Origin of the sequence: Polaromonas sp. (assembly GCF_030680935.1) — a bacterium.
Classification (GTDB): Bacteria; Pseudomonadota; Gammaproteobacteria; order Burkholderiales; family Burkholderiaceae_C; genus Polaromonas.
Window position 1 is genome coordinate 22,904 of record NZ_JAUXUP010000007.1, and the last position, 26,228, is coordinate 49,131.

27 protein-coding genes are annotated in these 26,228 nt (G+C 62.4%); 10 read left to right on the plus strand and 17 right to left on the minus strand.

Annotated features, from left to right (window positions below):
• Nucleotides 1-6: 6 nt before the first annotated feature.
• Both Q8L50_RS01650 and Q8L50_RS01655 read right to left on the minus strand, forming a co-directional pair.
• Entirely contained in the window at nt 7-783 is a 777-nt protein-coding gene (locus tag Q8L50_RS01650; protein ID WP_305347009.1) for a putative hydro-lyase, read from the minus strand.
• Nucleotides 784-920: 137 nt separating this feature from the next.
• On the minus strand, nt 921-1,859 hold the full coding sequence (locus Q8L50_RS01655; RefSeq protein WP_305346905.1) for a LysR family transcriptional regulator: 939 nt from the start codon (nt 1,857-1,859) through the stop codon (nt 921-923).
• A gap of 125 nt (nt 1,860-1,984) precedes the next feature.
• Here Q8L50_RS01655 and Q8L50_RS01660 point away from each other — a divergent pair, with 125 nt between their 5' ends.
• The 4 genes from Q8L50_RS01660 to crcB are packed head-to-tail and all read left to right on the plus strand — an operon-like array spanning nt 1,985 to nt 5,189.
• On the plus strand, nt 1,985-2,950 hold the full coding sequence (locus Q8L50_RS01660) for a TRAP transporter substrate-binding protein (RefSeq protein ID WP_305346906.1): 966 nt from the start codon (nt 1,985-1,987) through the stop codon (nt 2,948-2,950).
• An 11-nt stretch (nt 2,951-2,961) separates the two neighbouring features.
• Nucleotides 2,962-3,471: a TRAP transporter small permease gene (locus tag Q8L50_RS01665; RefSeq protein ID WP_305346907.1), complete on the plus strand. Its 510-nt coding sequence runs from the start codon at nt 2,962-2,964 to the stop codon at nt 3,469-3,471.
• A 7-nt stretch (nt 3,472-3,478) separates the two neighbouring features.
• Nucleotides 3,479-4,780 carry a TRAP transporter large permease gene (locus Q8L50_RS01670; RefSeq protein ID WP_305346908.1) on the plus strand — a complete coding sequence of 434 codons (1,302 nt, stop codon included), beginning with the start codon at nt 3,479-3,481 and terminating at the stop codon, nt 4,778-4,780.
• 13 nt (nt 4,781-4,793) lie between these two features.
• A complete protein-coding gene (crcB, locus tag Q8L50_RS01675; protein WP_370869713.1) occupies nt 4,794-5,189 on the plus strand; it encodes a fluoride efflux transporter CrcB in 396 nt (131 codons plus the stop codon).
• A gap of 211 nt (nt 5,190-5,400) precedes the next feature.
• Here the strand turns inward: crcB and Q8L50_RS01680 are convergent, their stop codons facing one another.
• The 8 genes from Q8L50_RS01680 to Q8L50_RS01715 form a co-directional block, all read right to left on the minus strand.
• Nucleotides 5,401-5,799, minus strand: coding sequence for a hypothetical protein (locus Q8L50_RS01680; RefSeq protein ID WP_305346909.1), 399 nt, complete (start codon nt 5,797-5,799; stop codon nt 5,401-5,403).
• 36 nt (nt 5,800-5,835) lie between these two features.
• Nucleotides 5,836-6,924, minus strand: coding sequence for an XdhC family protein (locus Q8L50_RS01685; RefSeq protein WP_305346910.1), 1,089 nt, complete (start codon nt 6,922-6,924; stop codon nt 5,836-5,838).
• Between the two features lie 34 nt (nt 6,925-6,958).
• Nucleotides 6,959-7,549, minus strand: coding sequence for a carbon monoxide dehydrogenase subunit G (locus Q8L50_RS01690; protein WP_305346911.1), 591 nt, complete (start codon nt 7,547-7,549; stop codon nt 6,959-6,961).
• 37 nt (nt 7,550-7,586) lie between these two features.
• Nucleotides 7,587-8,771, minus strand: coding sequence for a VWA domain-containing protein (locus Q8L50_RS01695; RefSeq protein WP_305346912.1), 1,185 nt, complete (start codon nt 8,769-8,771; stop codon nt 7,587-7,589).
• 87 nt (nt 8,772-8,858) lie between these two features.
• Nucleotides 8,859-9,848 (minus strand): MoxR family ATPase, encoded by a 990-nt coding sequence (locus Q8L50_RS01700; RefSeq protein WP_305346913.1) that lies wholly within the window; start codon nt 9,846-9,848, stop codon nt 8,859-8,861.
• A 139-nt stretch (nt 9,849-9,987) separates the two neighbouring features.
• Nucleotides 9,988-10,779 (minus strand): xanthine dehydrogenase family protein subunit M, encoded by a 792-nt coding sequence (locus Q8L50_RS01705; RefSeq protein WP_305346914.1) that lies wholly within the window; start codon nt 10,777-10,779, stop codon nt 9,988-9,990.
• Nucleotides 10,780-10,803: 24 nt separating this feature from the next.
• Nucleotides 10,804-13,179 (minus strand): xanthine dehydrogenase family protein molybdopterin-binding subunit, encoded by a 2,376-nt coding sequence (locus Q8L50_RS01710; protein ID WP_305346915.1) that lies wholly within the window; start codon nt 13,177-13,179, stop codon nt 10,804-10,806.
• A 75-nt stretch (nt 13,180-13,254) separates the two neighbouring features.
• Nucleotides 13,255-13,722, minus strand: a complete 468-nt coding sequence (locus Q8L50_RS01715) for a (2Fe-2S)-binding protein (RefSeq protein ID WP_305346916.1) — start codon at nt 13,720-13,722, stop codon at nt 13,255-13,257.
• Nucleotides 13,723-13,955: 233 nt separating this feature from the next.
• Between Q8L50_RS01715 and Q8L50_RS01720 the strand changes: the two genes are divergently transcribed.
• Nucleotides 13,956-15,095 (plus strand): sigma-54-dependent Fis family transcriptional regulator, encoded by a 1,140-nt coding sequence (locus tag Q8L50_RS01720; protein WP_305346917.1) that lies wholly within the window; start codon nt 13,956-13,958, stop codon nt 15,093-15,095.
• Here the strand turns inward: Q8L50_RS01720 and Q8L50_RS01725 are convergent, their stop codons facing one another.
• The 3 genes from Q8L50_RS01725 to queG form a co-directional block, all read right to left on the minus strand.
• Complete coding sequence (locus Q8L50_RS01725) at nt 15,096-15,551, minus strand: copper chaperone PCu(A)C (RefSeq protein WP_305346918.1); 456 nt, start codon at nt 15,549-15,551, stop codon at nt 15,096-15,098.
• Between the two features lie 218 nt (nt 15,552-15,769).
• On the minus strand, nt 15,770-16,126 hold the full coding sequence (locus Q8L50_RS01730) for a DUF2946 family protein (RefSeq protein ID WP_305346919.1): 357 nt from the start codon (nt 16,124-16,126) through the stop codon (nt 15,770-15,772).
• Between the two features lie 55 nt (nt 16,127-16,181).
• A complete protein-coding gene (gene queG, locus Q8L50_RS01735; protein ID WP_370869720.1) occupies nt 16,182-17,279 on the minus strand; it encodes a tRNA epoxyqueuosine(34) reductase QueG in 1,098 nt (365 codons plus the stop codon).
• 15 nt (nt 17,280-17,294) lie between these two features.
• Here queG and tsaE point away from each other — a divergent pair, with 15 nt between their 5' ends.
• From tsaE to Q8L50_RS01750, 3 genes are all read left to right on the plus strand, one after another.
• On the plus strand, nt 17,295-17,795 hold the full coding sequence (gene tsaE, locus Q8L50_RS01740; protein ID WP_305346920.1) for a tRNA (adenosine(37)-N6)-threonylcarbamoyltransferase complex ATPase subunit type 1 TsaE: 501 nt from the start codon (nt 17,295-17,297) through the stop codon (nt 17,793-17,795).
• The gene (locus Q8L50_RS01745) at nt 17,792-19,156 is read left to right on the plus strand and encodes an N-acetylmuramoyl-L-alanine amidase (RefSeq protein ID WP_305346921.1); all 1,365 of its coding nucleotides are present in this window, start codon (nt 17,792-17,794) and stop codon (nt 19,154-19,156) included. The genes tsaE and Q8L50_RS01745 overlap by 4 nt, the downstream gene beginning before the upstream one ends.
• Before the next feature lie 164 nt (nt 19,157-19,320).
• On the plus strand, nt 19,321-19,545 hold the full coding sequence (locus Q8L50_RS01750) for a glycine zipper 2TM domain-containing protein (RefSeq protein WP_305346922.1): 225 nt from the start codon (nt 19,321-19,323) through the stop codon (nt 19,543-19,545).
• Between the two features lie 81 nt (nt 19,546-19,626).
• On the opposite strand, the gene Q8L50_RS01755 is transcribed toward Q8L50_RS01750, so the two are convergent.
• Together Q8L50_RS01755 and Q8L50_RS01760 are read right to left on the minus strand one after the other, a co-directional pair.
• On the minus strand, nt 19,627-20,115 hold the full coding sequence (locus Q8L50_RS01755; protein WP_305346923.1) for an aromatic-ring-hydroxylating dioxygenase subunit beta: 489 nt from the start codon (nt 20,113-20,115) through the stop codon (nt 19,627-19,629).
• Nucleotides 20,112-21,428 carry an aromatic ring-hydroxylating dioxygenase subunit alpha gene (locus Q8L50_RS01760; protein WP_305346924.1) on the minus strand — a complete coding sequence of 439 codons (1,317 nt, stop codon included), beginning with the start codon at nt 21,426-21,428 and terminating at the stop codon, nt 20,112-20,114. Before Q8L50_RS01760 ends, Q8L50_RS01755 begins: the two co-directional genes overlap by 4 nt.
• 143 nt (nt 21,429-21,571) lie before the next feature.
• On the opposite strand from Q8L50_RS01760, the gene Q8L50_RS01765 reads away from it, so the two are divergent.
• The gene (locus Q8L50_RS01765) at nt 21,572-22,912 is read left to right on the plus strand and encodes a S9 family peptidase (RefSeq protein WP_305346925.1); all 1,341 of its coding nucleotides are present in this window, start codon (nt 21,572-21,574) and stop codon (nt 22,910-22,912) included.
• A gap of 3 nt (nt 22,913-22,915) precedes the next feature.
• Here the strand turns inward: Q8L50_RS01765 and Q8L50_RS01770 are convergent, their stop codons facing one another.
• Entirely contained in the window at nt 22,916-23,566 is a 651-nt protein-coding gene (locus tag Q8L50_RS01770) for a DedA family protein (protein WP_305346926.1), read from the minus strand.
• 208 nt (nt 23,567-23,774) lie between these two features.
• On the opposite strand from Q8L50_RS01770, the gene mutL reads away from it, so the two are divergent.
• Nucleotides 23,775-25,625, plus strand: a complete 1,851-nt coding sequence (mutL, locus tag Q8L50_RS01775) for a DNA mismatch repair endonuclease MutL (RefSeq protein WP_305346927.1) — start codon at nt 23,775-23,777, stop codon at nt 25,623-25,625.
• A 25-nt stretch (nt 25,626-25,650) separates the two neighbouring features.
• Here the strand turns inward: mutL and Q8L50_RS01780 are convergent, their stop codons facing one another.
• Nucleotides 25,651-26,133: a DUF3429 domain-containing protein gene (locus Q8L50_RS01780; protein ID WP_305346928.1), complete on the minus strand. Its 483-nt coding sequence runs from the start codon at nt 26,131-26,133 to the stop codon at nt 25,651-25,653.
• Nucleotides 26,134-26,228 lie beyond the last annotated feature (95 nt).

Here is a 26,228-nt window from a genome sequence, read left to right on the forward strand (position 1 = left end):
CCTTGGTTAGAAACTTGCAAGCTGGTTGTTGAGAAGGTCGGTGATCAGCATCGCGCCGGGGGCGTGGGTGATGCACAAGCCGGGGCGTGCCTGCTGGATGGCTGCCTGTGGCGTCACGCCGCAGGCCCAGAAGACCGGCAACTCGTCGGGCATCACTTCCACCGCATCGCCGTAGTCGGGTCTGGACAGGTCGGTGATGCCGATCAGCGATGGATCGCCGATATGAACCGGCGCGCCATGCACGTTTGGAAAGCGCGACGTGACCTGCACAGCACGAATGGCTGCAGCGGCTTTCATCGGTCGCATGGACACGACGAGCGGGCCCCTGAACGGACCGGCCGCTTCGGTGGCAATATTGGTACGAAACATGGCCACGTTTTTGCCTTGCTCCACATGGCGCAGCTTCAGGCCGGCCTCCATCAGCGCCTGCTCAAAACTGAATGAGCAGCCAATGACAAAGGTCACCAGATCCTTGCGCCACAGGCTGCTGATGTCTGTGGGCTGGTCCACCAGTTCACCATCACGCCAAACGCGGTAACGCGGCAAGTCGGTACAGATATCGATGTCCGCACCCAGTGTCGGCAAAGACGCCTGACCCGGTTCCGACACGGCCAGGACAGGGCAGGGTTTGGGGTTGCGCTGGCAATAACGCAGAAAGTCGCTGGCATCGGCCGAAGGCAGGATCACCACATTGCCCTGCACATGGTCACTGGCCAGGCCACTGGTATGCGAAGCCCATCGACCCTGACGGATCAGACCGCGAACATGCGCGGCATGTTGGATGCCGTCGGCGCCGAAAACCGATATCGCTGATTCAGACAATGAACTCACCGTGAAATCCCTCAGTCATGTGTCACCTTGATGACGATGAGCGGATTGTGGGAGGGTCGCCAGCGGACCGCAAATTCAAAATATTTTGCTCAGATCATCGATTTTTTCGATAATACGGGTTTACCTTTAGTGGCTGTTTTGGTGCGTTTTTTCGCCCCACCGGCGAATGCAACCGCGGACTGCAGCACGGTTTCCACCGTTCTCGAAGTCGGATCGGTGCGGTAACTGGCATGGATGGGCAGCGACTGCAATTGGACATCGCAGGTCAGCGGTTTCAGGCGCGCAAAGCCGGTCAGGCGTTCAACCGCCGCGCGCGGCAACAAGGCCACACCAAAGCCGCCCTGCACCAGTTGCACCATCGCTGAAATGGATGAAATGGCGTGCACCTTTTTGGGCTCCATCTTGCGTGTACGGAACAAATCAAGCAGCGTGACATGCGGCTGCGAGCCTTTTTGAAAGGTCAGAAGTTCCATCTCGGCCAGCTCATCGAGCCGGTAATTTCTTTTTTTATGCAGCTCCGGGTGCCCGACAAACACCATGTCCATGGTCGGCAGGGCCTGGTTGCGCACACCATCGGCAGCCGCCGGCAACACCGCAAACACCAGGTCCAGCGTACCGCGCTGAATCTGGTCCACCAGGATGGGCGTGGTCTCCACCGTCAGCTCCAGCTCCAGCCCCGGGTGATCGGCACGCAGTTTTTCCAGCCACGGAATCAGCCACGAATGCAGCACCGACTCGATCGCACCGATCCGCATGGAGACGGCCATGGCCTGCCCTGAGCCCATCTCTGCCTTGACCTCACGCTGCAGAGAGAGCAGCTTTTCCGCATACAGCAGAAAACGTGTGCCTGCCGCCGTCAGCTTGAACTGCTTGTCGTGGCGGTCCAGCAGCAGAACACCCAGTTCGCCCTCCAGCGTAGCGATACGGCTGGACATGGCGGACTGGGTCAGATAGAGCTTTTCAGCCGCCCGCGAAATACTTTTCAGCGAGGCCACCCAATAGAAAGCTTCAACAAAGCGGAGGTTCATAAGGAGGGGGTCCTGGACGTGTTGTCAGGTTTTTTTGGGGTATGCCCGGTGAACTGGCGCGGGATTTGCGTCTATCCTATCCATACTTAGCATCCTCAACCACCCTATTTGCCCAGGAGTTTTTCATGAAATTCAAACTCGCACTCATCGCCGCCGTCCTGAGCGTCGGCACTGCCGCTTTCGCACAGACCAAGTGGGATCTGCCCGCAGCCTACCCCGCCACCAACTTCCACAGCGAAAACCTGGTGCAGTTCGCCAACGACGTGGACAAGGCCAGCGGCGGCAAGCTCAAGATCACGGTGCACGCCAACGCGTCCCTCTTCAAGGCACCAGAGATCAAGCGCGCTGTTCAGGGCGGCCAGGCCCAGGCTGGCGAAATCCTGCTCGCCAACTTCCAGAACGAGTGGCAGATTTTCGGCACCGACGGCCTGCCCTTTCTGGCCGACGGCTATGACAGCTCGATGAAGCTGTACCAGGCGCAGAAGCCGGCACTGGAAAAGAAACTTGGCGAGCAGGGCCTGCAGCTGCTGTACGCGGTGGCATGGCCGCCACAGGGCATTTATTCCAAAAAGCCGATCAACTCCGCTGCCGACCTCAAAGGCATCAAATGGCGCGCCTACAGCCCGTCCACCTCGCGCATCGCCGAACTTGTCGGGGCGCAGCCCGTCACCGTGCAGGCTGCCGAGTTCTCGCAAGCCCTGGCCACCGGGGTGGTCGAATCGACCATGACCTCGGGCGCCACCGGTGTGGACAGCAAGCTGTACGAGCACCTCAAGTATTACTACGACACCCAGGCCTGGCTGCCCAAAAATGCGGTCATCGTGAACAAGGCCGCGTTTGACGCGCTGGATGCACCGACCCGCCAGGCCGTGCTCAAGGCCGCGGCAGATGCCGAGACCCGTGGCTGGACTGCAAGCCGGGGCGTCAACACCAAGACGCTGGAAACCCTCAAGGCCAATGGCATGCAGGTATTGCCTCCTTCCGCCGCGCTCAAGGCCGACATGAAAAAAGTGGGCGACACCATGCTCAAGGAATGGACCGACAAGGCCGGTCCTGAGGGCCAGGCCATCATTGACGCCTACCGCAAGTAAGTCACGCCGACATGCGCAAGCTGCTAGACGGCATTTACAACAGCGCCGCCGCCCTGGCGGCGCTTTTCATGGTGGGTCTGCTGGTGATGGTGCTGCTGTCCATCGTCAGCCGGCAACTGCATTTTCATGTGCCCGGCACCGACGCTTATGCCGGTTACCTGATGGCCGCCAGCGGATTTCTGGCGCTGGCGCATACGCTCAAGCGCGGCGAGCATATTCGTGTGACGCTGGTGATCAACGCGCTGCACGGCAAGGCCAAAAAAGCCATGGAGGTCTGGGCGCTGGCGCTGGCCACCTTGCTGGCCCTGCTGTTTGCCTTTTACAGCTGCAAGCTGGCCTGGCAATCGCGTGTATTCAACGACATCTCTACCGGCAGTGATGCCACGCCCCTGTGGCTGCCGCAACTGGCCATGGCGTTTGGCGCGGTGATCCTGCTCATCGCTTTTGTCGATGAGCTGGTGCTGGAGATTCAGGGCCGCCGCGTGACGGCCGTCAGCGGCGAAGCGCTGCGCAACGAATGAGGAAGCCATGAGCGATCTTGGAATCATGGCACTGCTGGTGCTGTCGCTGTTTCTGATTTTGGGCACCGGTGTCTGGATCGGACTGACGCTGTCGGGCGTGGCCTGGATAGGCATGCAGCTGTTTACCACGCGCATGGCTGGCGACGCGATGGCAGTGACCATCTGGGGCTCGGCCTCCAGCTGGACACTGACCGCCCTGCCCCTGTTCATCTGGATGGGCGAGATTCTTTTTCGTACCCGTCTGTCGCAGGACATGTTCAAAGGCCTGGCACCCTGGATGCAGGCCCTGCCGGGCAGGCTGCTGCACACCAACGTGGTCGGTTGCACGATTTTTGCCGCAGTGTCCGGCTCCAGCGCAGCCACCTGCGCGACCATCGGCAAGATGACCTTGCCCGAACTCACGCGGCGCGGCTACCCGGAGCACATGGTGGTCGGCACGCTGGCCGGCGCCAGCACCTTGGGGCTGCTGATTCCACCGTCCATCATCATGATTGTGTACGGCGTGGCGGCGGAAGTGTCGATCGCCAAACTGTTCATTGCAGGGGTGTTTCCTGGCTTGTTGCTGGCGCTTCTTTTTTCGGGTTACATCGTCATTTGGGCCCTGCGCAACCCCGGCCAGATCCCCCCCCGGGACGGGAAGGCAACCCTGCTGCAAAAGCTCTCCGCTTCGCGTGCGCTGATACCGGTGGTGTTGCTGATCCTGTCCGTGCTGGGCTCGATCTACACCGGCATCGCCACCGCCACCGAGGCGGCGGCCATTGGCGTCGTCGGCGCGCTGGTGATCTCGGCCCTGCAGGGTTCGCTGAGCTGGGCCACCTTCCGTGACGCACTGATGGGCGCCACGCGCCTGTACTGCATGATCGCGCTGATTCTGGCCGGTGCGGCCTTTTTGACGCTCTCCATGGGCTACATCGGCCTGCCCCGCCATCTGGCCGAATGGATAGGTTCGCTGGGCCTGAGCCAGGGGCAGCTGGTCCTGGCGCTGGCCTTGTTCTTCATACTGCTCGGCTGCTTTCTCGACGGCATCTCCATGGTGGTGCTGACCATGGGTGTGCTGATGCCAACGATCCAGAAAGCCGGTATTGACCCGATCTGGTTTGGTATTTTTATCGTGCTGGTGGTTGAGATGGCGCAGATCACCCCGCCCGTCGGCTTCAACCTGTTTGTATTGCAAGGCATGACAGGGCGCGAGCTGACCTGGATTGCAAAAGTCACATTGCCCATGTTTCTTCTGATGTGTCTCGCCGTGACGCTGGTGTACGTCTTTCCCGGCATCGTCACCTGGCTGCCCATGCAGATGAGCCGCTGAACGAGGCAAGGCCATGCCACTGCTGTCATCGGCTTTTGCCATCTGCCTGGGCGCCAGTGTGGGCGCGTTGGCGCGCTGGGGCTTGGGTCTGTGGCTCAGCCCCGGTGGCCTGATTCCCTGGGGAACCCTGGCCGCCAACCTGCTGGGCGGCTACCTGGTCGGTGTGTGTGTGGCAACGTTTCAATCCATGCCGCAGATGGACCCGGTCTGGCGCCTGCTTCTGGTCACCGGCTTTCTGGGTGCGCTGACCACCTTCTCCACCTTTTCGTCCGAAGTGATTGCCATGCTGCAGCAGCAACGTTACGCCCTGGCGGTGGGTACGGCGACATTACACCTGTTCGGCTCGCTGTTGCTGACTGTGGCGGGCATCAAGAGCGCTCTGTTTTTGATAGCTGCGCGCGCACAGTAAGCATGGGCCAGGGGCTAATTTGGCTTAAAAACCAGAAAGGTAGCCGCTGCGAGGTTGCCGCGCCAGTTCCTATCAGCCGAAGCATTGAACAGTTTCTGCCGCTATCTGAGAACCCGTCTAGTGGTTCATGTCAGTACTTGCTTTGCATTCGGGCTGGCGCAGCAGTCTGACGCGTGGTGGACTGACGCGGCATGACTGTCCATTGGTCAGACTACTCTTTGGGGCGCCAAAACAGAAACGCGCAGGCAAAAAACACCATGAACACAAAATCGTTCAACCCATAAATGCCGTAGAAAGCGCCCGCAAAAAAGTCATTGGCATAAAGCTGCTTGAGGCTGTTTTCTGACAGCCACCTGGCCCAAACCACGACATACACCAGTTTCTCGAACGCAAACGCAGCCATGAGCCATTTGATGTCCGAACGGATGGTCGCCGCGCCCAGATAGGCCAGGCCCCACACCACAATCATGAGAAGCCCGAAGTTAGACATCACCACCGGGTCAGCAGTGTTGATCGCAGAATTGGTGAACGCCCGCGAAAACACAAGAACACCGCCGATGTTCATGAGTCCAGCTGCGATCAGCCCCGCTTTGACAAAATGTGTGTTCATGCGTTTACGCCGATGAATGCATGCGGTGTGATCCAGCTAGCCGGCATTGAAGGGCACCCGGGCCACGTCACACACCAGCTCACCGGCATCGTTGCCCAGCACCGCACGTTCGTTCTTGGCCTGCGCCACTTCCATGTCGCGTGGCAGCACCACGCCGTTTTTCACGGCCAGTACTTCGGCCATCACACTGACGGCAATTTCTGGCGGGGTTTTGCTGCCGATGTAGATGCCTATAGGCCCGCGCAGGCGTGCCAGGGCGGCTTCGTTCAGGCCGAAGTGTTCGGCCATGCGTTGATGGCGCGTTTCGTTGTTGCGGCGCGAGCCGATGGCGCCTATGTAAAACGCGTCGGTGCCCAGGGCTTCCATCAGCGCCAGGTCGTCAAGCTTGGGATCGTGCGTCAATGCAATCACGCAGCTGCGCCTGTCGGGCTTGAAGGCGATGACCACATCGTCGGGCATGTCGCTGAGCACTTTGGCGCCTGCCACAGACCAGGCGCTGCGGTATTCTTCGCGCGGGTCACACACCGTCACGGCAAAGCCGCTGAACAGCGCCATGGTGGCCAGGTATTCAGTGAGCTGGCCGGCGCCTATCAGCAACATGCGGTACTCGGGGCCAAAGGTGTTGACCAGCTCAGTGCTGGAGACACTGAGTTCTGCCGGCGCCGTGGCAGTCGCCAGCGTCACCGCACCATCGCTCAGGCGTACGCTGCGTTGCATCAATTGCCCGGCTTCCAGCGCCCGGACCAGTTCAGCCAGCACGGTGGCCTCGGGGTCGTATTCCAGCAGCAGCTCCAGCGTACCTCCGCAAGGCAGGCCAAAGCGGTGCGCTTCGTCGGCGGTGATGCCGTATTTGACAAAAGTGGGTGGGCCGGACGGAATCGTTTTGCTTTCTGCGCCCGCACCAGTCGCCGCATAGGCCTGGGTATAGCGGTAAATCAGGTCGTCTTCAATACAGCCGCCCGAGACAGAGCCGACCACCGCGCCGTCTTCACACAGCGCCATGATGGAGCCCACTGGCCGGGGCGACGAACCCCAGGTGCGCACCACGGTGGCCAGCAAGGCGCGTTTGCCCGCTGCACGCCAGTCGCGCAGGGTACGCAGCACCATGACATCGAGGTTTTCCATGGTTTTTCCTTTTACCAAATCGGCTGCAGGGCGCTCAACTGCCCAGCCAGACGGCCACCGCCAGCACCGCGGCGCCCACCACCCAGACCCACAGCGGGATCGCCGCTTTGGCTGGCGCGGCAAGCGGCGGCGTGTCGGTTTCAATCTCACCCATCACCATTTTGGCGGCATAACTCTCGGGGTGCTGGCGCTGCATTTCTTCATCAAAACGTTTGAAAAAATCTTCCGCCATGGACTTGGCCGCGCCGTCGATCAGGCGTTGGCCCAGTTGCGCCACCTTGCCACCGACCGAGGCGTGCACGGTGTAAGACAACTCGCAACCGTCGTCATTCGGCGCCAGAACAACTTCGGCGCTGCCTTTGCCGAAACCGGCTACCCCGCCCTGCCCGTCAAACGACAGCTTGTAGCTGGCCGGCGGGTTGATGTCGCTGAGTGTGATCTTGCCGGTGAATTTGGCCGACACCGGGCCGATTTTCAGGGCCATCGCAATCGCGTACTGGTTCTCGCCGGTGGCCTCAACCTTGTCGCAGCCGGGAATGCAGGCCTTGAGCACGGCGGGATCGTTCAGTGCGTCCCAGGCCTGTTGTTGTGTCACGGCCAGTTGGCGGCTTCCTTGCATGTCCATTGTTTTTCCCTTTTCTAGTTGTCGGTTGGATACGAGATCATTTTTTCATCAGAGCCGCCAGACTGGCTGCCAGTTCCTCCAGCTTGCTTAAATTGTGAACCGCCAACATGCCGTGCGCGTTCGCATGTAACACCGCCGCGCCACGGGCCAGCGGAGCGTAACCGTCAAACCGCAGCAGCGGATTCAGCCAGAGCAGTCGGCGGCTGCGCCTGCGCAACCAGCCCAGTTCGCGCGCCAGATCGGCGGGCTCGCCGGTGTCCAGGCCGTCGCTGATGACCAGCACGATGGTGCGGCGCCCGACCAGCCGGCGCGCATGTTTCTCACGCAGGCTGACCAGCGAAGCGCCCAGTTGGGTGCCACCGGCAAAATCTTCAATCGCCGCGCTGGCGTGGGCCAGCATCTCGTCGGTGTCGGCCTGGCGGAAAGCGGGCGTCAAATCGGTGAGGTGCATTCCAAAGGCAAACACGTCACGCTGCGGATGGCGCCGGGTCGCGGCGTGCAAAAAGGCAAGCAGCAGGCGCGCATACCGCTCCATGGAACCTGACACATCGACCAGCACCAGCAGAGGCAGGGCCTGCTCACGCCGCTGCAAACGGGGCAGGTGTATCAACTCGCCGCCGGTGCGTGCGGCCTGGTGCATCACGCCGGGCCAGTGCATGCGCGCACCACTGCTGGCGGGCCGGGTGCGGCGCGAGGCAAACATGGGCAGGGGCAATTTGATGTCGCGCGCCAGCCGCTCGACCAGCCGGTATTCAGTAGCCGACAGCGCATTGAAGTCGGCGTGTTGCAGGCGCTCAATGTCGCTGGCCGTCATCACCGCATCAAACTCGACCTTCTGGTCTTCGGTGGTGGGTTTGGCCTGCTGGCCAAATGCTTTTTGCGGCGCCAGCGCCTCGCGCACGCGCGGCCGGCGCTTGCTGGGCTCGGCCTTGCCTTCGGCGCTGGGCAGCAGTTGCGCAAGCAGCTTGTTGGCGACTTTCGGGTCCTGAAAATAGATGTCGAACAGCTCGCGGAACACCAGGCGGTCCTGCTCGCGGCTGATCATCACCGCTTCAAACGCGGCGCCCAGGTCTTCCCGCTCGCTGATGCCGACGGCCAGCGCGGCCTCCTTGGCCAGACCGATGCGCTGGCTGTCCACCTTGACACCGGCGCGGCGCAGGGCGCGGCCAAAGCCGGCGATATTGTCGGCGAGCTTGCCGCCTCTTGAATCACCTAAAAGCATGAGTTTTCCCGCTAAATCCGTTCGGGCTGAGCCTGTCTAAGCCTGCAAATCCCTTCGACAAGCTCAGCCCGAAGGGCGTGGGAGTTGTCATCCAGCAGTGGCCTCTTCCGGCTTGAGCAAGTCCACCGCCAGCGCGTGTGTGAGCGCGGCCACATCCTCACGCTGCTTGAACAAAATGCCTGCTGTGTCGGCCACCACTTCCGGGTCCACCACCAGCGTGTCCAGTGCCACAAGGGCTTTGGCCCATTCCACGCTTTCGGCGATGCCGGGTGCGCGCTGGAAGGCATTGCCAAACGGCGAGCGGCGCAGGCGGTCCACAAACGCTGCAACCTGGGCGGAAAGCTGCTCACCCGCCTCGGGCACCTGGGCCCGGATGATTGCCAGCTCGCGGTCACGATCCGGATAGTCGAGCCAGTGGTAAAGACAGCGGCGTTTGACCGCGTCGTTGAGCTCGCGCGTGCGGTTGCTGGTCAAAATCGTCACAGGCGTCACGTTGGCGCGCACCGTGCCGATTTCGGGGATGCTGACCTGGTACTCGCCCAGGTACTCGAGCAAAAAGGCCTCAAAAGGTTCATCGGCCCGGTCCACCTCGTCGATCAGCAACACCGCGCCGGGCGCCGGTGCTTGCAGGGCCTGGAGCAATGGGCGGCGTATCAAATAGCGGTCCTGGTACACCTCGCGCTCGACATCGGCCGGATTGCCGTGCCCGCCGCCGCCGGGCCGCCCCAAGGCGGTGGACGCCCCCTCGGGGGGCAGCGAGGACACGTCAGTGCCGAGCGTGGGGGCTCTTAACTCCACGGCACGCATGTGCAGCAACTGGGCCGCGTAGTTCCATTCGTACAGGGCCTCACGCTGCTCCAGCCCGTCGTAACACTGCAGGCGTATCAACTGCCGCTGCAGCGCCAGCGACAAGGCCTTGGCCAGCTCGGTCTTGCCGACACCGGGCTCACCTTCGAGCAGCAGTGGTCGCTGCAACTTGAGCGCCAGAAAAACTGCGGCAGCCAGCCGGCGGTCGGCAAAATAGCCGGCGCCCTGCAGCGCCTGCATCAGGGCATCAATCGTGGGAAAAATTGTCATCGGACCAGTTTAGTACTTGCCGCAGTCGCTATTATTTTTATAGCTTCTTGCGCCCGTCAACAAAGGGCTGGAGGCCAAAAAGGCTTGCACACCGTCAGGGCAGAGGCTTGGGCAAGCCCAACCCGAACGGTGGGCACCATCAACCCAGCGCCTTCGCCACGCCCCGCTGCGCCTGTACGCTGATCAGGTTCGCGCGGTAGGCGGCGGTGGCGTGGATGTCGCTGTTCAGGTCCGTTGCATCAATCCTCACAGCCGCTGCAGACTCGGGCGTGAAACTTTTGCTCAGCGCAGCTTCAAGCCCCTTGTGCCTGAACACACCGCTGGACGCGCCGGTGACAGCCACCCGCACACCTGCATCAAACTGCGCCACAAAAACCCCGACCAGCGCAAAACGCGAGGCCGGCTGCTTGAACTTCATGTAGGCCGCGCGTTTGGGAACCGGAAAGCTGATCGCCGTGATCAGTTCGCCCTCTTCCAGCGCCGTGGCAAACATGCCAAGAAAGAAGTCATCGGCGGCAATTTTGCGCGTGGTGGTGTGCACGGTGGCGCCCAGCGCCAGCACTGCGCTGGGGTAACAGGCAGAAGGGTCGTTGTTGGCGACCGAACCGCCCAAAGTACCCATGGCGCGCACCTGCCGGTCGCCAATGTTGGCGGCCAGGTCGGCCAGCGCCGGCAGCACTGCCTTGACGTCTGCGTTGTTGGCCACGTCAAGGTGACGCGTCATGGCGCCAATGACAATGTTGTTGCCTTCGCGTTTGATACCGGTCAGCTCCTTGATGCCGCTCAGGTCAGCGAGCTGGTCCGGGCTGGACAGGCGCAGCTTCATCGATGCCAGCAGGGTCTGGCCGCCGGCCAGCGGTTTGGCGCCGTCCATGCTGAGCTTGGCCGCGGCTGCCAGGGAGGTGGGTCGTTCCAGGGTGAAGGGATACATGGTGGTTTTCTCCTTGGCTGTCTGTTATTTCTTGGCGGACTGGATGGCTTCCCAGACGCGGCTGGACGAAGCAGGCATGTCGAAGTCGGTCACACCCAGCGGCCTGAGCGCATCCAGCACAGCGTTGATGACGGCCGGCGGCGACCCGATGGCACCGGCCTCGCCGCAGCCCTTGGCGCCCAGCGGGTTGTGGCTGCACGGTGTGCACAAGGTGTCCAGCTTGAAGTTGGGCATGTCGTCGGCGCGCGGCATGGCGTAGTCCATGAAAGAGCCGGTCAGCAACTGGCCGGATTCGGGGTCGTAGACGCAGTTTTCCAGCAGCGCCTGGCCTATGCCCTGCACCAGCCCGCCATGCACCTGGCCTTCGACAATCATCGGGTTGATGATGTTGCCAAAGTCATCCACCGCGGTGAAGCTGTCGACCCGCACCACGCCAGTGGCGGGGTCCACCTCGACCTCGCAGATGTAGGTGCCGGCCGGAAAGGTGAAGTTCGTCGGGTCGTAAAACGCTGTCTCGTTCAGGCCGGGCTCCAGCTTGTCCAGCGGGTAGTTGTGCGGCACATAGGCCGTCAGCGCCACCTGGCCAAAGGTCACCTTCTTGTCGGTGCCCTTGATGGTGAATTCGCCATTGGCAAACTCGACGTCGGCGTCGCTGGCCTCCATCAGGTGGGCGGCAATTTTCTTGGCCTTGGTTTCTATCTTGTCGAGCGCTTTCATGATGGCGGTGCCACCCACCGACATGGAGCGCGAGCCGTAAGTACCCATGCCGAAAGGCACGCGCCCGGTGTCGCCGTGCACGATGTCCACCGCATCGACCGAGATGCCCAGGCGGGCGGCCACCACCTGTGCAAAGGTGGTTTCGTGGCCCTGGCCGTGGCTGTGTGATCCGGTAAACACCGTCACGCTGCCGGTTGGATGTACGCGAACCTCGCCGCATTCGAACAGGCCGGCACGCGCGCCGAGCGCACCGGCGATGTTGCTGGGCGCCAGACCGCAAGCCTCGATGTAACACGAGTAACCGATGCCGCGCAACAGGCCTTTGGCCGCCGAGGCGGTTTTGCGTTTTTCAAAACCCGCCACCTCGGCCAGCTCGTTGCCGCGCTTGAGCAGGGCGTGGAAATCGCCCACGTCGTACTGCAGTGCCACCGGTGTCTGGTACGGGAAGTCTTTGACAAAATTGCGGCGGCGGATCTCGTCCTGCGCCAGGCCCAGCTCCCAGCCGCAGCGCGTGACCAGACGCTCCAGCAGATAAGTCGCTTCAGGGCGGCCGGCGCCGCGGTAAGCATCCACCGGCGCGGTGTTGGTGAACCAGGCGTCGACCTCGACATAAATCTGCGGACAGGTGTACTGACCGGCCAGCAAGGTGGCGTAGAGGATGGTCGGCACGGCAGGCGCGAAGGTGGACAGGTAAGCGCCCATGTTGGCGTCGGTGTGCACCCGCATCGCGAGGAACTTGCCGGCCTTGTCCATCGCCATCTCGGCGTGGCTGGAATGGTCGCGGCCATGGGCGTCGCTGACAAAGGCCTCGCTGCGGTCGGCTGTCCACTTGATGTTGCGGTTGAGCTTTTTCGAGGCCCAGGTCAGGCACACGTCTTCGGCATACAGATAAATCTTGGAGCCGAAACCGCCGCCGACGTCGGGCGCGATCACACGCACTTTGTGCTCGGGCAGGCCCATGACAAAAGCCGTCAGCAGCAGGCGCTCGACGTGCGGGTTCTGGTTGGACACATACAGCACGTATTCGTCCGTGGCCCGGCTGTAGGAGCCGATCACCGCACGCGGCTCCATCGCATTCGGGATCAGCCGGTTGTTGGTCAGGTCCAGCTTGGTGATGTGTGCAGCGCTGGCAAACACCGCATCCACCTGGCCTTTGTCGCCAATCGCCCACTTGTAGCAATGGTTATCGGGGGCAGCCTCGTGCAGGGCCGTGGCCTTGGCCGCGTCGGTGACACGCACCACGGCGCCCAGCACGTCGTAGTCCACTTCCACCAGCTCGGCAGCGTCTTTGGCTTGCTCCAGTGTTTCAGCCACCACCATGGCGACATGGTCGCCCACATAACGCACCTTGCCCTGCGCCAGTATGGGGTGCGGCGGCTCCTTCATCGGGTTGCCGTCGGTACTGGTGATCAGCCAACCGCAAGGCAGGCCGTTGATCTTGTCGGCGGCGACGTCTTCACCGACAAACACATCGAGCACGCCGGGCGCGGCTTTGGCAGCGGCGGTGTCGATGCTCTTGATGTTGGCGTGTGCATGCGGCGACCGTACAAACACCGCGTAGCTCTGGTTCGCCAGCGTGATGTCGTCGGTGTATTGCCCGCCGCCCGTGAGAAAGCGGTAGTCCTCCTTGCGGCGGACGGAGGTGCCAATGTTTGGCAGATTGACGAAGTCGGATGCACCCATGTGTGTACTCCAGAAAGAAATAAGAGGCAGCGGCCCGCAGGATGGCGGCGCTGAAAAATAAAATAGCGCTCGGAATCAGGCCGCCATGGTCGCAGCGCCCTGCTGCACCGCCTTGACGATGTTCTGATAACCGGTGCAGCGGCAGATGTTGCCTTCGAGCAGCTCACGGATCTCGCCTTCGCTGGCCTTGGGGTGGTGCTTGCACAGATCGACCGCACTCATCACCATGCCGGTGGTGCAAAAGCCGCATTGCAGGCCGTGGCACTCCTTGAAGGCCGCCTGCATCGGGTGCATGGTGCCGTCGGCGGCGGCCAGCCCTTCGATGGTGGTGATGTCAGCGCCCTCGGCCTGCGCCGCCAGGATGTTGCAGGACTTGACCGCGCGGCCATTCATGAGGACGGTGCAGGCGCCGCACTGTGCGGTGTCGCAGCCCACGTGGGTACCGGTCATCTTGAACTGCTCGCGCAGCACCTGTACCAGGAAGGTGTTGGGCGGCGCCTCTACGCTTTTGGCTTTGCCGTTGACTTTGAATTGAACTTGCATGCGCTTGTCTCCTGATGGCTGTTGTTTGTCTGGCTGCGGATGGGACTGGGCCATTGTTGAAGTGCCCACCGAACACCCGACTAGGTTAAACCCTAGGAGCTTGCCAAAGCGCGGCGATATTCTCAAAATGATGCAATCCAGACCGGCGCCTGTCGGACTTGTCACGGTCTGGTAGGCTGCAAGCACACCGGGCATACTCCCGACTTCCACGCCCTCCAAAAACACTGCACCACATGCTGACCGCCCTTCCGGTTTCTTCAGAGCAACGCCTGCAGCAAATCGCCCTTGCGCGGCAGGCCGTGTTGCACGGCGGTAAGAGCCAGCCTGGCATCCTGGCCGAGCCGTGGATTGAGCGCTCCTGGCAGCGCTGCCTGGCCAGCGGCAAAAAGCCCGAGCAGACTGTCGGTTTTGACATATTGCCTCCGCAAATACTGCGCCGCACCGAAGAAGCCAACCAGGTGCTGGCGGCGGCGGCGCGTCCGGTGCTGGAAAAACTCGGTGCCGCCATTGCCAGCACGCGTTACTTCGCCATCCTGACCAACGCGCAGGGTGTGGTGGTGGATGTCAATGGCGCCATAGACCGGCGCGACCGGCGCGTGGACCTGATCACCCGCATCGGCGTGGACCTGTCGGAAGACAGCGTGGGCACCACCGCGATTGGTGCAGCGCTGACCGAGTTGCAGCCGGTCTGGCTGCACCGCGGCGAGCATTTTTTCAACGCCAATTCAGCTTACAGCTGCGCCGGGGCGCCGCTGTTTGGACCGGATGGGCGGTGCGCCGGCATGCTGGACCTGACTGGCGTGGACACGGTGGAGCGTCCGGAGCTCAAACACCTGGTGGTGCAGTCGGCGCGCAGCATTGAAAACGCGCTGATCCAGAACCGCCCGCACGACCTGATGATCCGCCTGAACTGGTCAAGCCAGAGCCTGGGCGACGACATGGACGGCATGGTTTGCCTGGACCCGGATGGCTGGGTCACCGGCGCCAATCCTGCGGCGCGGCAAATGGTGCCCGCGCTGCAAAACGCGGGCGCTGCAGCGGTTCACTGCAGCGAGCTGTTTGCCATGCCTTACGAGATGCTGTTTGATGCCGCGAAAAGCAACCCGTTGTCTTATCCGCAAGCCATCGACGTGCCTTTGTGGTCCGGCCTGCGCCTGCACGCCCTGCCCTTGCTACGTGGTCGCGCGCCGGCCGCGGGCCGGCTTGGTGGCCGGGGTACACCCGTGCCCACCCTGCAGCTCAAGGACATCGAAACCGCGCTGATCCGCAAAGCGGTCAGCGACGCGCGCGGCAATATAGTCAAAGCGGCGCGGGCGCTGGGCATCAGCCGCGCTACCGTTTACCGGCGGCTCGGCGAACGCCCCACCAAATAGTCAGTGCTTGTGCGTCGCGTGTGCCGACGGCGCCGCAGCGCTGACCGGCAGCTGCAGCGCCAACTTGCTCTCCAGGCCTTTGCTGTCCCTGAAAACAAGCGTCAAGGGCACGTTGCTTCCCACCGGCAAAGCCTGCTTCAACTCCATCAGCATGACGTGGTAGCCCCCCGGTTTGAGCTCCAGGGTTTGGCCGGCGCGCAGATCAAGCGCCGGCACCGCGCGCATGGTCATCACGTCATTGGCCATCTTCATTTCATGCACCTCGGCCACACCGGCAGCCGGTGTAAAAACGCCGACCAGCCGGGTGTCGGTTCTGGAGGTGATTTTCATGAAGGCGCCGGTGCCTGGCTGACCTGGCACGGCGGTACGCACCCAGGCATCCTTGACTTCGACGGTTTGTGCTTGCAGGGCGGCGCCCGAAAGCGCCAACAACATGAGCAATATTTTTGATTTCATGGGAGTTTCTTTCCTGACGATAAAAGCAATTCAGCGATGGGGCCAGCGGTTCAGTGACGACGCACCTGGGCTTGGGCAGACGGGAATGAAAGTCAGGGGCGTGTTGCCCCGGTTTGTTTTCCCGGACTCGATCCGGGATCCATATCGCATGAACCACAGTCCGGGTTCACGCAGCATGGCTTGCGGGTCAAGCCCGCAATGACAGGTACTTGTTTATTTCAAAGTGCCGGCGGGCCGCGGCTGAAAGGCAGGCCCGGCGACGATGCCGAGCGCACGGCATCCTGGAAAAACACCGCCACCAGACTGGCGGCGGCAGGAGTTCCATCGGCCCGGTACAGCATCGGCAAGCCCAGGCCGGCCGAGCCGCACAGGTCACAGTGCCCATTGGCAGACGAAGCATCGTCGCTGCCCGGCTGGCCAGCGCCGGCTGCGCTGCAGAGTCCACCGAGCTGGCCGGTGCGCACATCTTCGGCCAGCATGGACACGGGTGCCATCAGCGCCGCGAAGACGGCCAAAAAACCCAGCCACGCTGCGAAGCGGGCCCAAAGCGGGCGGGAGCAGGGGGTGATTGGCACGGAAGGATTATAGGGAGAAGGTCTGAAGCCGCACAAAATGCTACAAAATCAGGAGCTACTCACGCAAGCCAGTCAAGGGCTGGAGGCCGATTTGATTCATAATTGGTATGGAAAGCGCCCACTCCACATGCTCCCGCACCACCTCACTGGCATGATCACGCCGCGCCATCAAGGCCGCCCGCAAAGTGCCCGCCTGGTCCGCGCCTGCGTGGATGGCATTGCCCATGCTGACGGCGATGTTGCGCAACCAGCGCTCATGCCCAATACGCCTGATCGCGCTGCCTTCGGTATAGCGCAAAAATTCTTCTTCGGTCCAGCCAAACAAGGTGGTCAGTTGCTGGCCGGTCAGGCCCTCGCGCTCGTCAAAATCAGGCAGTGCGCTGCGCTGCGCAAATTTATTCCAGGGGCACACCAGCTGGCAATCGTCACAGCCGTAGATGCGGTTGCCAATCAGGGGCCGCAGTTCGAGCGGAATCGCACCAGCATGTTCGATCGTGAGGTAAGAGATGCAGCGTCGTGCGTCCAGTTTGTGCGGCGCCACAATCGCCTGCGTTGGACATATGGTGATGCAGGCGCTGCAGCTGCCGCAGTGTTCGGTCACCGCATCGCTGGGCGGCAGCGCCACATCGACATAAATTTCACCAAGGAAAAACATGGAGCCGGCTTCGCGGTTGAGCAGCAGCGTGTGTTTGCCGCGCCAGCCCTGTCCGCTGCGCGAAGCCAGTTCGGCCTCCAGCACCGGCGCAGAATCGGTGAAGGCACGATGGCCCAGAGGCTGCACATGGCCTGCGATGCGCTCGGCAAGCTTCTGCAGCCTTGCACGCATGACCTTGTGGTAGTCGCGGCCCCGCGCATAGACCGAGACAATCGCTTCACCGGGCCGATCCAGCCGCGCCAGTTCCATGGCCTGCCACTGCCCCGGCGCCTGCGGCGTGGCCGTTGGCAAATAGTCCATGCGCGCTGTGATGACGCTGACGGTTCCAGGCACCAGCTCTGCCGGGCGTGCACGTTTGAGGCCGTGAGCCGCCATGTAATTCATGTCACCATGAAAGCCAGCGGCCAGCCAGGCCGATAATCCGGGTTCCGCCGATGACAGATCAACGCCTGCAATACCAATTTGCGAAAATCCAAGCTCGCGCGCCCACGTTTGAATTTGAGAAACGAATTGATGGCTAGTAACGATCACCCGCTCATTGTAAAAAGTATTGCCTGGGCGACCGAGGCTGACACGCAGGCGTTTGCCGCAGCCCTGGCCGCGAAGCTGCAGGACAAAGCCAGCAGCGACGTGCTGATCGAGCTGCACGGCGATCTGGGTAGCGGAAAAACCACCTTTGCGCGGCACCTGCTCACGGCCATGGGTGTGACGGGTCGTATCAAGAGCCCGACCTATGCGGTGGTCGAGCCCTATACCGTTGACGACGCGCCCGGCGGACCGCTCAACATCTGGCATTTCGATTTCTACCGCTTCAATGACCCCGACGAATGGGAAGAAGCCGGCTTTCGCGACATCTTCGCCAGCCCCGGCCTCAAGCTGGTCGAATGGCCGGAAAAAGCCGGCGATCACCTGCCGCCCGCCGATCTGGACATGGCGCTGGAGCTGCAGGACGACGACGCACGCGCCGTCACCCTCACCGCACACACCGACGCCGGCGCGGCGCTACTCCCATGAGCAACCAGGGCGGACTGAGCCGACGCGGCGCACTGCAGATGGGCAGCCTGGTGCTGCTCCTGGGCGTGCAGCAGATTGCCCGCGGCCTGACCATCCTGGCGGTGCGGGTCTGGCCGGCCAAGGATTACAGCCGCGTCACCATAGAGTCCGACGCGGGCCTGAAGACCAAGTACTACTTCATCGCCGAGCCGCCGCGCCTGGCGGTGGACATCGAAGGCATTGACCTGATCCCGGCGCTGCGCGAGCTGGTCGCCAAGGTCAAGCCTTCCGACCCAAACATCGCCGGCATCCGTGTCGGGCAGAACGCGCCGGGCGTGGTGCGTCTGGTGGTCGAGCTCAAGCAGCCCATGATGCCGCAGGTGTTCGCCCTGCAGCCGGTTGCGGCCTACCAGCACCGCCTGGTGTTTGATCTCTACCCCACGCACGTCGTTGACCCACTGGAAACCCTGATTGCGGAGCGGCTCAAGGACAGGCCCCCGACCGCAGCGGCTCAGACCGTAGACCCCCTGGGCGACCTGATCGCCAAACAATCGGAGCGGCCAGCACTTGCCACCCCGCCGCCCGCCGCAGACAAATCACCCGCCGTTGCAGCGGCCCCCAGCCCGCCGCCCGAAACGGTGGGTGCCGGTGCCGGCAGCCGCAACAAGACCGACCGGCTCATCATCGTTGCGCTGGACCCCGGCCACGGCGGCGAAGACCCCGGTGCCATCGGCCCGGGCGGCACGCGCGAGAAAGACGTGGTGCTGCAGATCGCGCTGCGCCTGCGCGACCGTATCAACGCCGTGCCGAACATGCGCGCCTACCTCACGCGCGACGCGGACTTTTTTGTGCCCTTGCATATCCGCGTGCAAAAAGCCAGGCGCGTGCAGGCCGACCTGTTCATCAGCATCCACGCCGATGCGTTTTTCACGCCGCGACCACAAGGGGCCAGTGTTTTTGCGCTCAGTGACAAGGGCGCTTCCAGCAGTTCAGCACGCTGGATGGCGGACAAGGAAAATTCAGCCGACCTGGTCGGTGGCGTCAACGTCAAGGCGAAGGACGCGCAGGTGCAAAAAGCCCTGCTCGACATGAGCACCACGGCGCAGATCAACGACAGCCTCAAATTGGGCGGCGCCATGCTGGGCGAGATCGGCAGCGTGGGCAAGCTGCACAAACCACGCGTTGAGCAAGCCGGTTTTGCCGTGCTCAAGGCGCCTGACATTCCGAGTGTCCTGGTCGAAACCGCTTTTATCAGCAACCCCGACGAAGAGGCCAAACTGCGCAGCGACGACTACCAGATACAGCTTGCCGACGCGTTGATGCGCGGTATCGGCCGTTACTTCGCAAAAAATCCGCCACTGGCACGCAATCGGCCCCTATAACCGCAAAAATCTGCTGCGCGCTGACGCGGACAGACGACAGAACACGCAGGCGCTTTCCTACAGGTCCGGCGCGGTCTGAAACCTAAAGTCGAGCTACAGGTAACGCCAAGACTTCATTCGAACTCTTTTTGCGATTTGCCTGCAATCCGACAAAGGTGAACACGATGACAACGAAACTTCTGATGGCAGCCGCAGCAGCATCCCTGATCGCCCTGACAGGCTGTGGCACTTCTCTGACGAACCAGCAAATCGGCACCGGCACCGGCGCTGTTCTGGGTGGCGTAGCCGGCAGTGCACTGGGCGGCGGCACATTGGGCACCGTGGGCGGCGCGGCAGCCGGCGCGGTGATCGGCAGCGAAATCGGCAAGAAGCAGGACCAGAAACGCTAAGCAGCAAGCAGACCGGAACGGGTCTGCTGCAAACAAAACCCTCTCTCGCCCCGTCCGGGCGGCAGAGGGTTTTTGTATTTATCAAACGGGATAAATCAGCGAGTTCAGGATCATCTCGCTGTCATAGACGCATAGCCTGGACCGAAACCTCAATCCTTCGGGCGTGCGGACGATCTGGTCAACATACCTCCCGACGTTGTAGACCTCGCTGACACCTGCCGGCCGGGTGCGAAACACCGCGTAATGGGCTTGCGCGTTCACCACGTCGCCTTCGACGTCCAGCACCTGCGCCGGACTGATGACATGCCGTGTGTAATACGGGCCGTGGTAAATCGTCTGGGTGATGCCGTAAACCCGGTCCTTCATCATGCCTTGGCTCTCCAGGTCCATCAGCGCCAGCGGTAAACCACGGTCAAAATTTTCGCGCGCCTGTAGCGTGTAGCGCCCGTCCTCGAGGAAAAATTCCGGCCAGGCATCAAACCGCTTTTCATCGAGGGCTGCGGCATACGCGGCGTTAAGCTGGTCCACCTCGTGCTGCAGTTGCAGGCGCTCCAGTGCCACGCCGCTCATACCGCAGCCTCCGCCATCACCTTCTTCCAGTAGGCATACATGCTGCGGATCAAGGTCTCTGTCACCATGTGCTCCGTCATCTCGGTACCGGTACCGCCGAGCTCACACAAGGTGGAGCCGGTCACGCCGGCCTGTCGGAACCCGTCCTGGCTGAACTCAATGACCTCGCCGTCGTCAGCACTGACAAAACCCGCCGGACCGAACAGGTTGGCCTGGCGCAGGCGGCGCTGGGTCATCTCCGGCGGGTCGTCGGCAAAACCGAAATGGGTCCAGACAAAGTCAAACTCGCCTTCGCCGCGCGGCACGATGTGGCGCGTGCTCAGCGAGTTGACCTGCTGCTGGATGATCAGGCCGGGAAACAGCGTGATCATGGTCACGGTCGGCGTGATGTCGCTGCCGGGGTTCGATGGGTCATCCACCTTCCACCAGGCCTCGGGCACCACGTCGAGCAGCCGGTCGTCGTGCAGCGTCATGCCGGCCTTGAACGAAGTCACGCCTTCTGTCACCGCCGCCTGCCCACCCTCGTTGCGGCGCGAAATCATCACCGCATGACGGCCATGCGCATCCATCACCATGCGGCTTTTCTGGTCGGCACGCCACAAGCCAAAAGTCACAAACCAGGTGTGCAGCAGGCCGGGGTGGTAGGGGTCCTTGATGTTTTCCATCATCAGCTTCCAGTTGCCCGGAATACGCTGGCGGTTGTAACCCAGCAGCGTGAGCTGCCGGCCCTTGAAGATGCGGTCCAGCCAGGGCATGACGTTCGCACCCAGATAGTCTTCCAGCGGCTCGGCCGCCTCGCTGAAGCTTGCAAACACCAGTCCGTGCAGCACAGCAACACGCAGTTTGGTCAGGCCGTGTTCTTTCAGGTCAAAGCCTTCAGGCATGCCCCCGTTGATACAGTCGCCGTCTTTCACGCCGTCCTTGAAAGGCAGGCCGGCCAGGTCGCCGTTGAGCTTGTAGGTCCACTGATGGTAGGGGCAGACAAAGCTGCGGGCATTGCCTTGCGGGTTCTGGCAGAAGCGCACACCGCGGTGCGCGCAGCGGTTTTCAACCACGCGTATGCCGTGGTCCGTGGCCCGGTCTTTGGGCGCCACCCGGTCGCGCACCAGAATCACCTGGCGCTCGCCCACATGGCTGAGCTTGAAGTCGCCGGTGTTGGGGATTTCGACCTCCAGCCCGACGTAACCCCAGTGCGGGCCATAAAAAATTTTATCCAGCTCGCGCTGATACAGCTGGGCGTCGGTGTAGGCCCAAAAGGGCACGCGGCTGGAGCCAGGCTGGCTCCAGCGTGAAAGGGTTTGTGGTGCGTTCATCTGCAAGTGTCTCCGGCGCGGCAGCCATCTGGCACCGCTTTGGGATAAATAATACGCTCACTTACTACTTTTGACCAAGGGGCGCCAGGGACCCACTGGTTTTCCAGCATGTCCCGCGCCTCAACGCCGCTTAACATCGCGACATGAATCTGAATCTGCCCCTTTATTCCATCCTTGCTTGCGTTGTGTGGGTCGGCTACGGCTGCGCAGCACCGCGTGTCCAGGCCCCACCACCACAACTGCAGGCCTGCCCGGCCGAGATTCCTGGCGGGGCACGATGTTATGGCGGTGAAGATGGGCGCGGTGCGTTTTACCGTATCGCCATCCCCGCCAATTGGGACAAACAGGTACTGGTGATGCATGCCCACGGCGGGCCGGCCGACACCGGTCCCGCCAAAGCCGAACGCAGTGAAGAAGACCTCAAACGCTGGGCGGTGACTGTCAAGGCTGGTTATGCCTGGGCTGGCTCCAGTTACCGCCGTGGCGGCTACGGCGTGACCATGGCCGCAGAAGATACCGAGCGCCTGCGACAGATTTTTGTGCAGCATTTTGGCGCGGCCCGCCGCACGCTGCTGCACGGACAAAGTTACGGTGGCGGCGTGGCTTCCAAAGCCGCAGAAATTTATGCCACGGCGGCCGGCCAGCGCGGCCCCTACGATGGCGTGCTTCTGACCAACAGCGTATTCGGTGGGGGGCAGCTGGCCTACACCTTCCGGCTCGATCTGCGGGCGGTTTATCAATACGTGTGCAAAAACCATCCCAAACCCGATGAGGTGCAATATCCCCTCTGGCAGGGCTTGCCAATGGATGCCACCCTGACCCGCGCCGAACTGCAGTCACGGATCGACGACTGCACGGGGGTGCGCAAACCTGCCGCCCAACGCAGCGCGCAGCAAGCTGCCAATCTCTCCACCATCACCCGAGTGGTGAATATCCGCGAGCAATCCCTGATCGGTCACCTGAACTTCGCCACCTGGCTGTTTCGCGACCTGACGCAGCTGCGCCTGGGAAATCGCAACCCGTTTGACAACTCAACGGCGGTGTACAGCGGCTCGCCCAACGATGCCGCCCTCAACGCCGGTGTGTTGCGTTACAAGGCCGATCCGCAAGCCGTGGCCGAACTAGCCAAAGACAGCGCACCCGACGGGCGGGTGAATGTGCCGACCCTCACCCTGCACGCTGCAAACGACCCGACCGCCTTTGTCGAGCTGGAATCGGCCTACCGGGATGTGCGTGAGCGCGCCGGCACCGGACACCTGCTGATGCAGACCTTCACGGACGAATCCGAACACAGCTACTTGGCAGAAGCGCAATACCCCGCGATGTTTACCGCGCTGCTGGACTGGGTCAACAAGGGCGACAAACCCACGCCGCAGAAAGTGCTGGCCCTCTGCCGCGGCTATGAGGCCACGTACGGCAAGGGCTGCCGCATCCAGCCCGACTACCGCAGCCCGCCACTGTCAAGCCGCGTCACGCCACGGTAAACCCTAAGCTGGGGTGGGTTTGCGGCGGCTGGCCTTCCAGGCGCCGTAAAGCACGACCACGCCCGGGATCAAAATCATGGCCCAGATGATTTTGCTCAGGTTGGCTTGCACCCACGGCAGATTTCCGAAGAAGTAGCCGGCACTGGTGAGACCCACCACCCAGATCAATGCACCCACCACGTTGTAGGCGGTGAACTTCGCGCGGTTCATCTCGGCCACACCCGCCACAAAGGGCGCAAAGGTGCGTAAAAAAGGCATGAAACGCGCCAGGATGATGGTGATGCCACCATAACGTTCGTAAAAATCATGCGCCTGGTTAAACGCACGTTTGTTGAAAAAGCGCGACTGCTCCCACTGAAACACCTTGGGGCCAAAGTAACGTCCCACCGAATAATTGCACTGGTCACCCAGAATCGCAGCCACCACCAGCAGCCCCATGGCCAACGGCAGGCTCAGCAGGCCAATGCCACACAGGGCGCCCACCACAAAGAGCAGCGAGTCCCCCGGCAAAAAGGGCATGACCACTACACCGGTCTCCACAAAAATAATCAGGAACAGCAGGGCATAGACCCACATGCCGTAACTGCGGGTGAAAGCCTCCAGGTGTTTGTCCACGTGGAGGATGAAGTCCATTAGAAAGGCGAGAATTTCCATGGGGGGGATTTTGACATGGTGAAATTCCTTCAGCCTTTGCCAGCTTATATTGGCAAGCACTTCGAACAAGCCGGGTCTCGCCCCGGCTTGTTAGAGGAACATCAAGCGGGCTAGCTTGCGAAAAGGGCGACGCTCCCCAGGCAAGCAGCCAAACCACAACCATTCGAAGCATCAGAAACGAAAAAAACACTTCCCCTAAAATCCCCAAGTGCCCCAATCCCCCCCTCCCCGCCGCCCCATCCGCGAACTACCCGACGAGTTGATCAGCCAGATTGCTGCTGGCGAGGTCGTGGAGCGCCCAGCCTCGGTGGTGCGCGAACTGGTGGACAACGCGCTGGACGCGGGCGCCAAGCAGGTCACGGTGCGGCTACAGGCCGGCGGGGTGCGGCTGATCGCTGTCGAGGACGACGGTTCGGGCATTCCGCAGGGCGAATTGGCCGTCGCGCTCCGGCGCCATGCCACCAGCAAGATTTCGTCGCTACAAGACCTGGAGTCCGTCGGCACCATGGGCTTCAGGGGCGAGGCGCTGGCTGCGATCAATTCGATCGCCGACATGAGCCTGCTGTCGCGGACCGATGACGGCGACCCTGCGGGCCATGCATGGCTGCTGGATGGCCGCACGGGGGAGCTGAGCCCGGCGGCGCGCAGCCGCGGCACCACCGTGGAGGTGCGCGAGCTGTTTTTCGCCACACCGGCGCGCCGCAAGTTTCTCAAAACCGATGCCACCGAACTGGCGCATTGCATTGAAGCGGTGCGGCGTCACGCCATGGTGCGGCCCGATGTCGGTTTTGCCATCTGGCACGAAGGCAAGCTGGTGGAACAGTGGCGTGCCTGCGCGGGTGATGACGCGCACGAGCGGCGTCTGGCCGATGTGTTGGGCAGCGAGTTGCTGGCCCAAAGCGTGGCGGTGGACTACAGCTCAGGCCAGGTGCGCGTCACCGGCCGGGCCGGCATCCCGGATGCGGCGCGATCCCGGGCCGACCAGCAGTTTGCTTACGTCAATGGCCGTTATGTGCGCGACAAGGTGCTGACCCATGCCGCACGCAGCGCCTACGAAGACGTGTTGCACGGCCACCGCCAGCCGGTGTATGCGCTCTACGTGCGCCTGGACCCGACGAGGGTAGACGTCAATGTGCACCCGACCAAGATAGAGGTGCGCTTTCGCGACAGCCGCGAGATCCACCAGGCGGTGCGGCATGCGGTTGAAAACGCGCTGGCTGCACCGCGAGCGGCAGCCGCCGCGCTGGCCGTTGCAACTATAGAGTCAAATCAGGCTCCAGCCCTTTCCCCATGGGCGCAACCAGCTATTAATTTCGGAGCAAATCAGGTCTACAGGGCGAGCCCCCATGTCTCAGACTTTGAGGCGATGTGGCCCTCACCAAACCCCACTCGCCCAGAGGCTGTTGCAGGGTTTCACAGTCCAGAGGCTTCGACCAGCTCAGCCCGAACGGGTGCGAGCGACCTGCCCCCCGGCGACTGGCCGCTGGGCCGCGCCATCGCGCAGTTGCAGGGCATTTACATCCTGGCTGAAAACACCCAGGGACTGGTGGTGGTGGACATGCATGCGGCGCACGAACGCATTGTTTATGAGCGCCTGAAAAACCAGATGGACACGGCCAGCATCAGCAGCCAGCCGCTGCTGATTCCGGCCACCTTTGCGGCATCGCCACAAGAGGTGGCAGCAGCCGAGGCGCACATCGACACCTTGCAGGCGCTGGGCCTGGAGATCACGCCGTTTTCGCCGCGCACGCTGGCGGTGCGTGCCGTACCGACCAGTCTGGCCCAGGGTGATGCAGTGGAACTGGCGCGCAGCGTGCTGGCCGAGCTGGCGCAGCACGAGGCCAGCACCGTGATCCAGCGCGCCCAAAACGAGTTGCTGTCCACCATGGCCTGCCACGGCGCAGTGCGCGCCAACCGCAAGCTGACCCTGGACGAAATGAATGGCCTGCTGCGCCAGATGGAAGCCACGGACCGCTCGGACCAGTGCAACCATGGTCGCCCAACCTGGCGGCAGATCACGGTCAAAGAGCTGGACAGCCTGTTTTTGCGCGGGCGTTAAGCGCTTGCCGGTTTGCCGGCCTGATTCATCGCAGCCACCAGGCCAGTGCGCCTGCCAGGCAGCTCACCGAGGCCACCACAGTCAGGCCCGCGCGCAGGCCCAGCCAGGCGCTCAGACCGAGGCGGCGGTAGAGCGTACTATCCACCGCATAACAGGCGATCAGGGTCGCCGGCGCCAGCAGCAGGCCCCAGCGCGGGGGCAGCAAAACGGCCAGCCAGCCCAGCAGGCTGGGGCTCACGCCCCACAGCAGCTGCACCGCATCCGCCGCCTCCTCGCGCATGGCCAGACCCCAATGGATGCCCCCCAGAAAACTCGCGATCAGCGCGGCGTAAGCCAGCAGCGCGGCGCTTGGTAGTGGGTCCTGCAAGCCGACCAGCCAGACAGCTGCCGCACCGGCGATGAAAGGAATCAACCCTGCCGCGCCGAGGGCGCGGGCGAGACTGGAAGGAGCAGTCGACAGGCCTGATCGGTCCAGAGCGCGGTCGGACGAAGAAAACTGAGGGGACATCACCCCAGTTTAGAACAAGCCCCCATACTTTTAATACCTTCACCAACCAGACATCAAGGGGGCTACAAGACGCTGCAACAATCAGCATGCATGCG

Excerpts from the sequence above, each read along its gene's own strand:
- Q8L50_RS01690 (WP_305346911.1), bottom strand. The coding sequence starts at position 7,549 with ATGGACATGCAAGGAAGCCGCCAACTGGCCGTGACACAACAACAGGCC.
- Q8L50_RS01725 (WP_305346918.1), bottom strand. The coding sequence starts at position 15,551 with ATGAAATCAAAAATATTGCTCATGTTGTTGGCGCTTTCGGGCGCCGCC.
- Q8L50_RS01760 (WP_305346924.1), bottom strand. The coding sequence starts at position 21,428 with ATGAACGCACCACAAACCCTTTCACGCTGGAGCCAGCCTGGCTCCAGC.
- Q8L50_RS01765 (WP_305346925.1), top strand. The coding sequence starts at position 21,572 with ATGAATCTGAATCTGCCCCTTTATTCCATCCTTGCTTGCGTTGTGTGG.
- Q8L50_RS01680 (WP_305346909.1), bottom strand. The coding sequence starts at position 5,799 with ATGAACACACATTTTGTCAAAGCGGGGCTGATCGCAGCTGGACTCATG.
- Q8L50_RS01700 (WP_305346913.1), bottom strand. The coding sequence starts at position 9,848 with ATGACAATTTTTCCCACGATTGATGCCCTGATGCAGGCGCTGCAGGGC.
- Q8L50_RS01660 (WP_305346906.1), top strand. The coding sequence starts at position 1,985 with ATGAAATTCAAACTCGCACTCATCGCCGCCGTCCTGAGCGTCGGCACT.
- crcB (WP_370869713.1), top strand. The coding sequence starts at position 4,794 with ATGCCACTGCTGTCATCGGCTTTTGCCATCTGCCTGGGCGCCAGTGTG.
- Q8L50_RS01715 (WP_305346916.1), bottom strand. The coding sequence starts at position 13,722 with ATGCAAGTTCAATTCAAAGTCAACGGCAAAGCCAAAAGCGTAGAGGCG.
- Q8L50_RS01720 (WP_305346917.1), top strand. The coding sequence starts at position 13,956 with ATGCTGACCGCCCTTCCGGTTTCTTCAGAGCAACGCCTGCAGCAAATC.
- Q8L50_RS01695 (WP_305346912.1), bottom strand. The coding sequence starts at position 8,771 with ATGCTTTTAGGTGATTCAAGAGGCGGCAAGCTCGCCGACAATATCGCC.
- Q8L50_RS01750 (WP_305346922.1), top strand. The coding sequence starts at position 19,321 with ATGACAACGAAACTTCTGATGGCAGCCGCAGCAGCATCCCTGATCGCC.
- Q8L50_RS01710 (WP_305346915.1), bottom strand. The coding sequence starts at position 13,179 with ATGGGTGCATCCGACTTCGTCAATCTGCCAAACATTGGCACCTCCGTC.
- Q8L50_RS01655 (WP_305346905.1), bottom strand. The coding sequence starts at position 1,859 with ATGAACCTCCGCTTTGTTGAAGCTTTCTATTGGGTGGCCTCGCTGAAA.
- Q8L50_RS01685 (WP_305346910.1), bottom strand. The coding sequence starts at position 6,924 with ATGGAAAACCTCGATGTCATGGTGCTGCGTACCCTGCGCGACTGGCGT.
- Q8L50_RS01705 (WP_305346914.1), bottom strand. The coding sequence starts at position 10,779 with ATGTATCCCTTCACCCTGGAACGACCCACCTCCCTGGCAGCCGCGGCC.
- Q8L50_RS01665 (WP_305346907.1), top strand. The coding sequence starts at position 2,962 with ATGCGCAAGCTGCTAGACGGCATTTACAACAGCGCCGCCGCCCTGGCG.
- Q8L50_RS01770 (WP_305346926.1), bottom strand. The coding sequence starts at position 23,566 with ATGGAAATTCTCGCCTTTCTAATGGACTTCATCCTCCACGTGGACAAA.
- Q8L50_RS01780 (WP_305346928.1), bottom strand. The coding sequence starts at position 26,133 with ATGTCCCCTCAGTTTTCTTCGTCCGACCGCGCTCTGGACCGATCAGGC.
- Q8L50_RS01745 (WP_305346921.1), top strand. The coding sequence starts at position 17,792 with ATGAGCAACCAGGGCGGACTGAGCCGACGCGGCGCACTGCAGATGGGC.
- tsaE (WP_305346920.1), top strand. The coding sequence starts at position 17,295 with ATGGCTAGTAACGATCACCCGCTCATTGTAAAAAGTATTGCCTGGGCG.
- Q8L50_RS01755 (WP_305346923.1), bottom strand. The coding sequence starts at position 20,115 with ATGAGCGGCGTGGCACTGGAGCGCCTGCAACTGCAGCACGAGGTGGAC.
- Q8L50_RS01670 (WP_305346908.1), top strand. The coding sequence starts at position 3,479 with ATGAGCGATCTTGGAATCATGGCACTGCTGGTGCTGTCGCTGTTTCTG.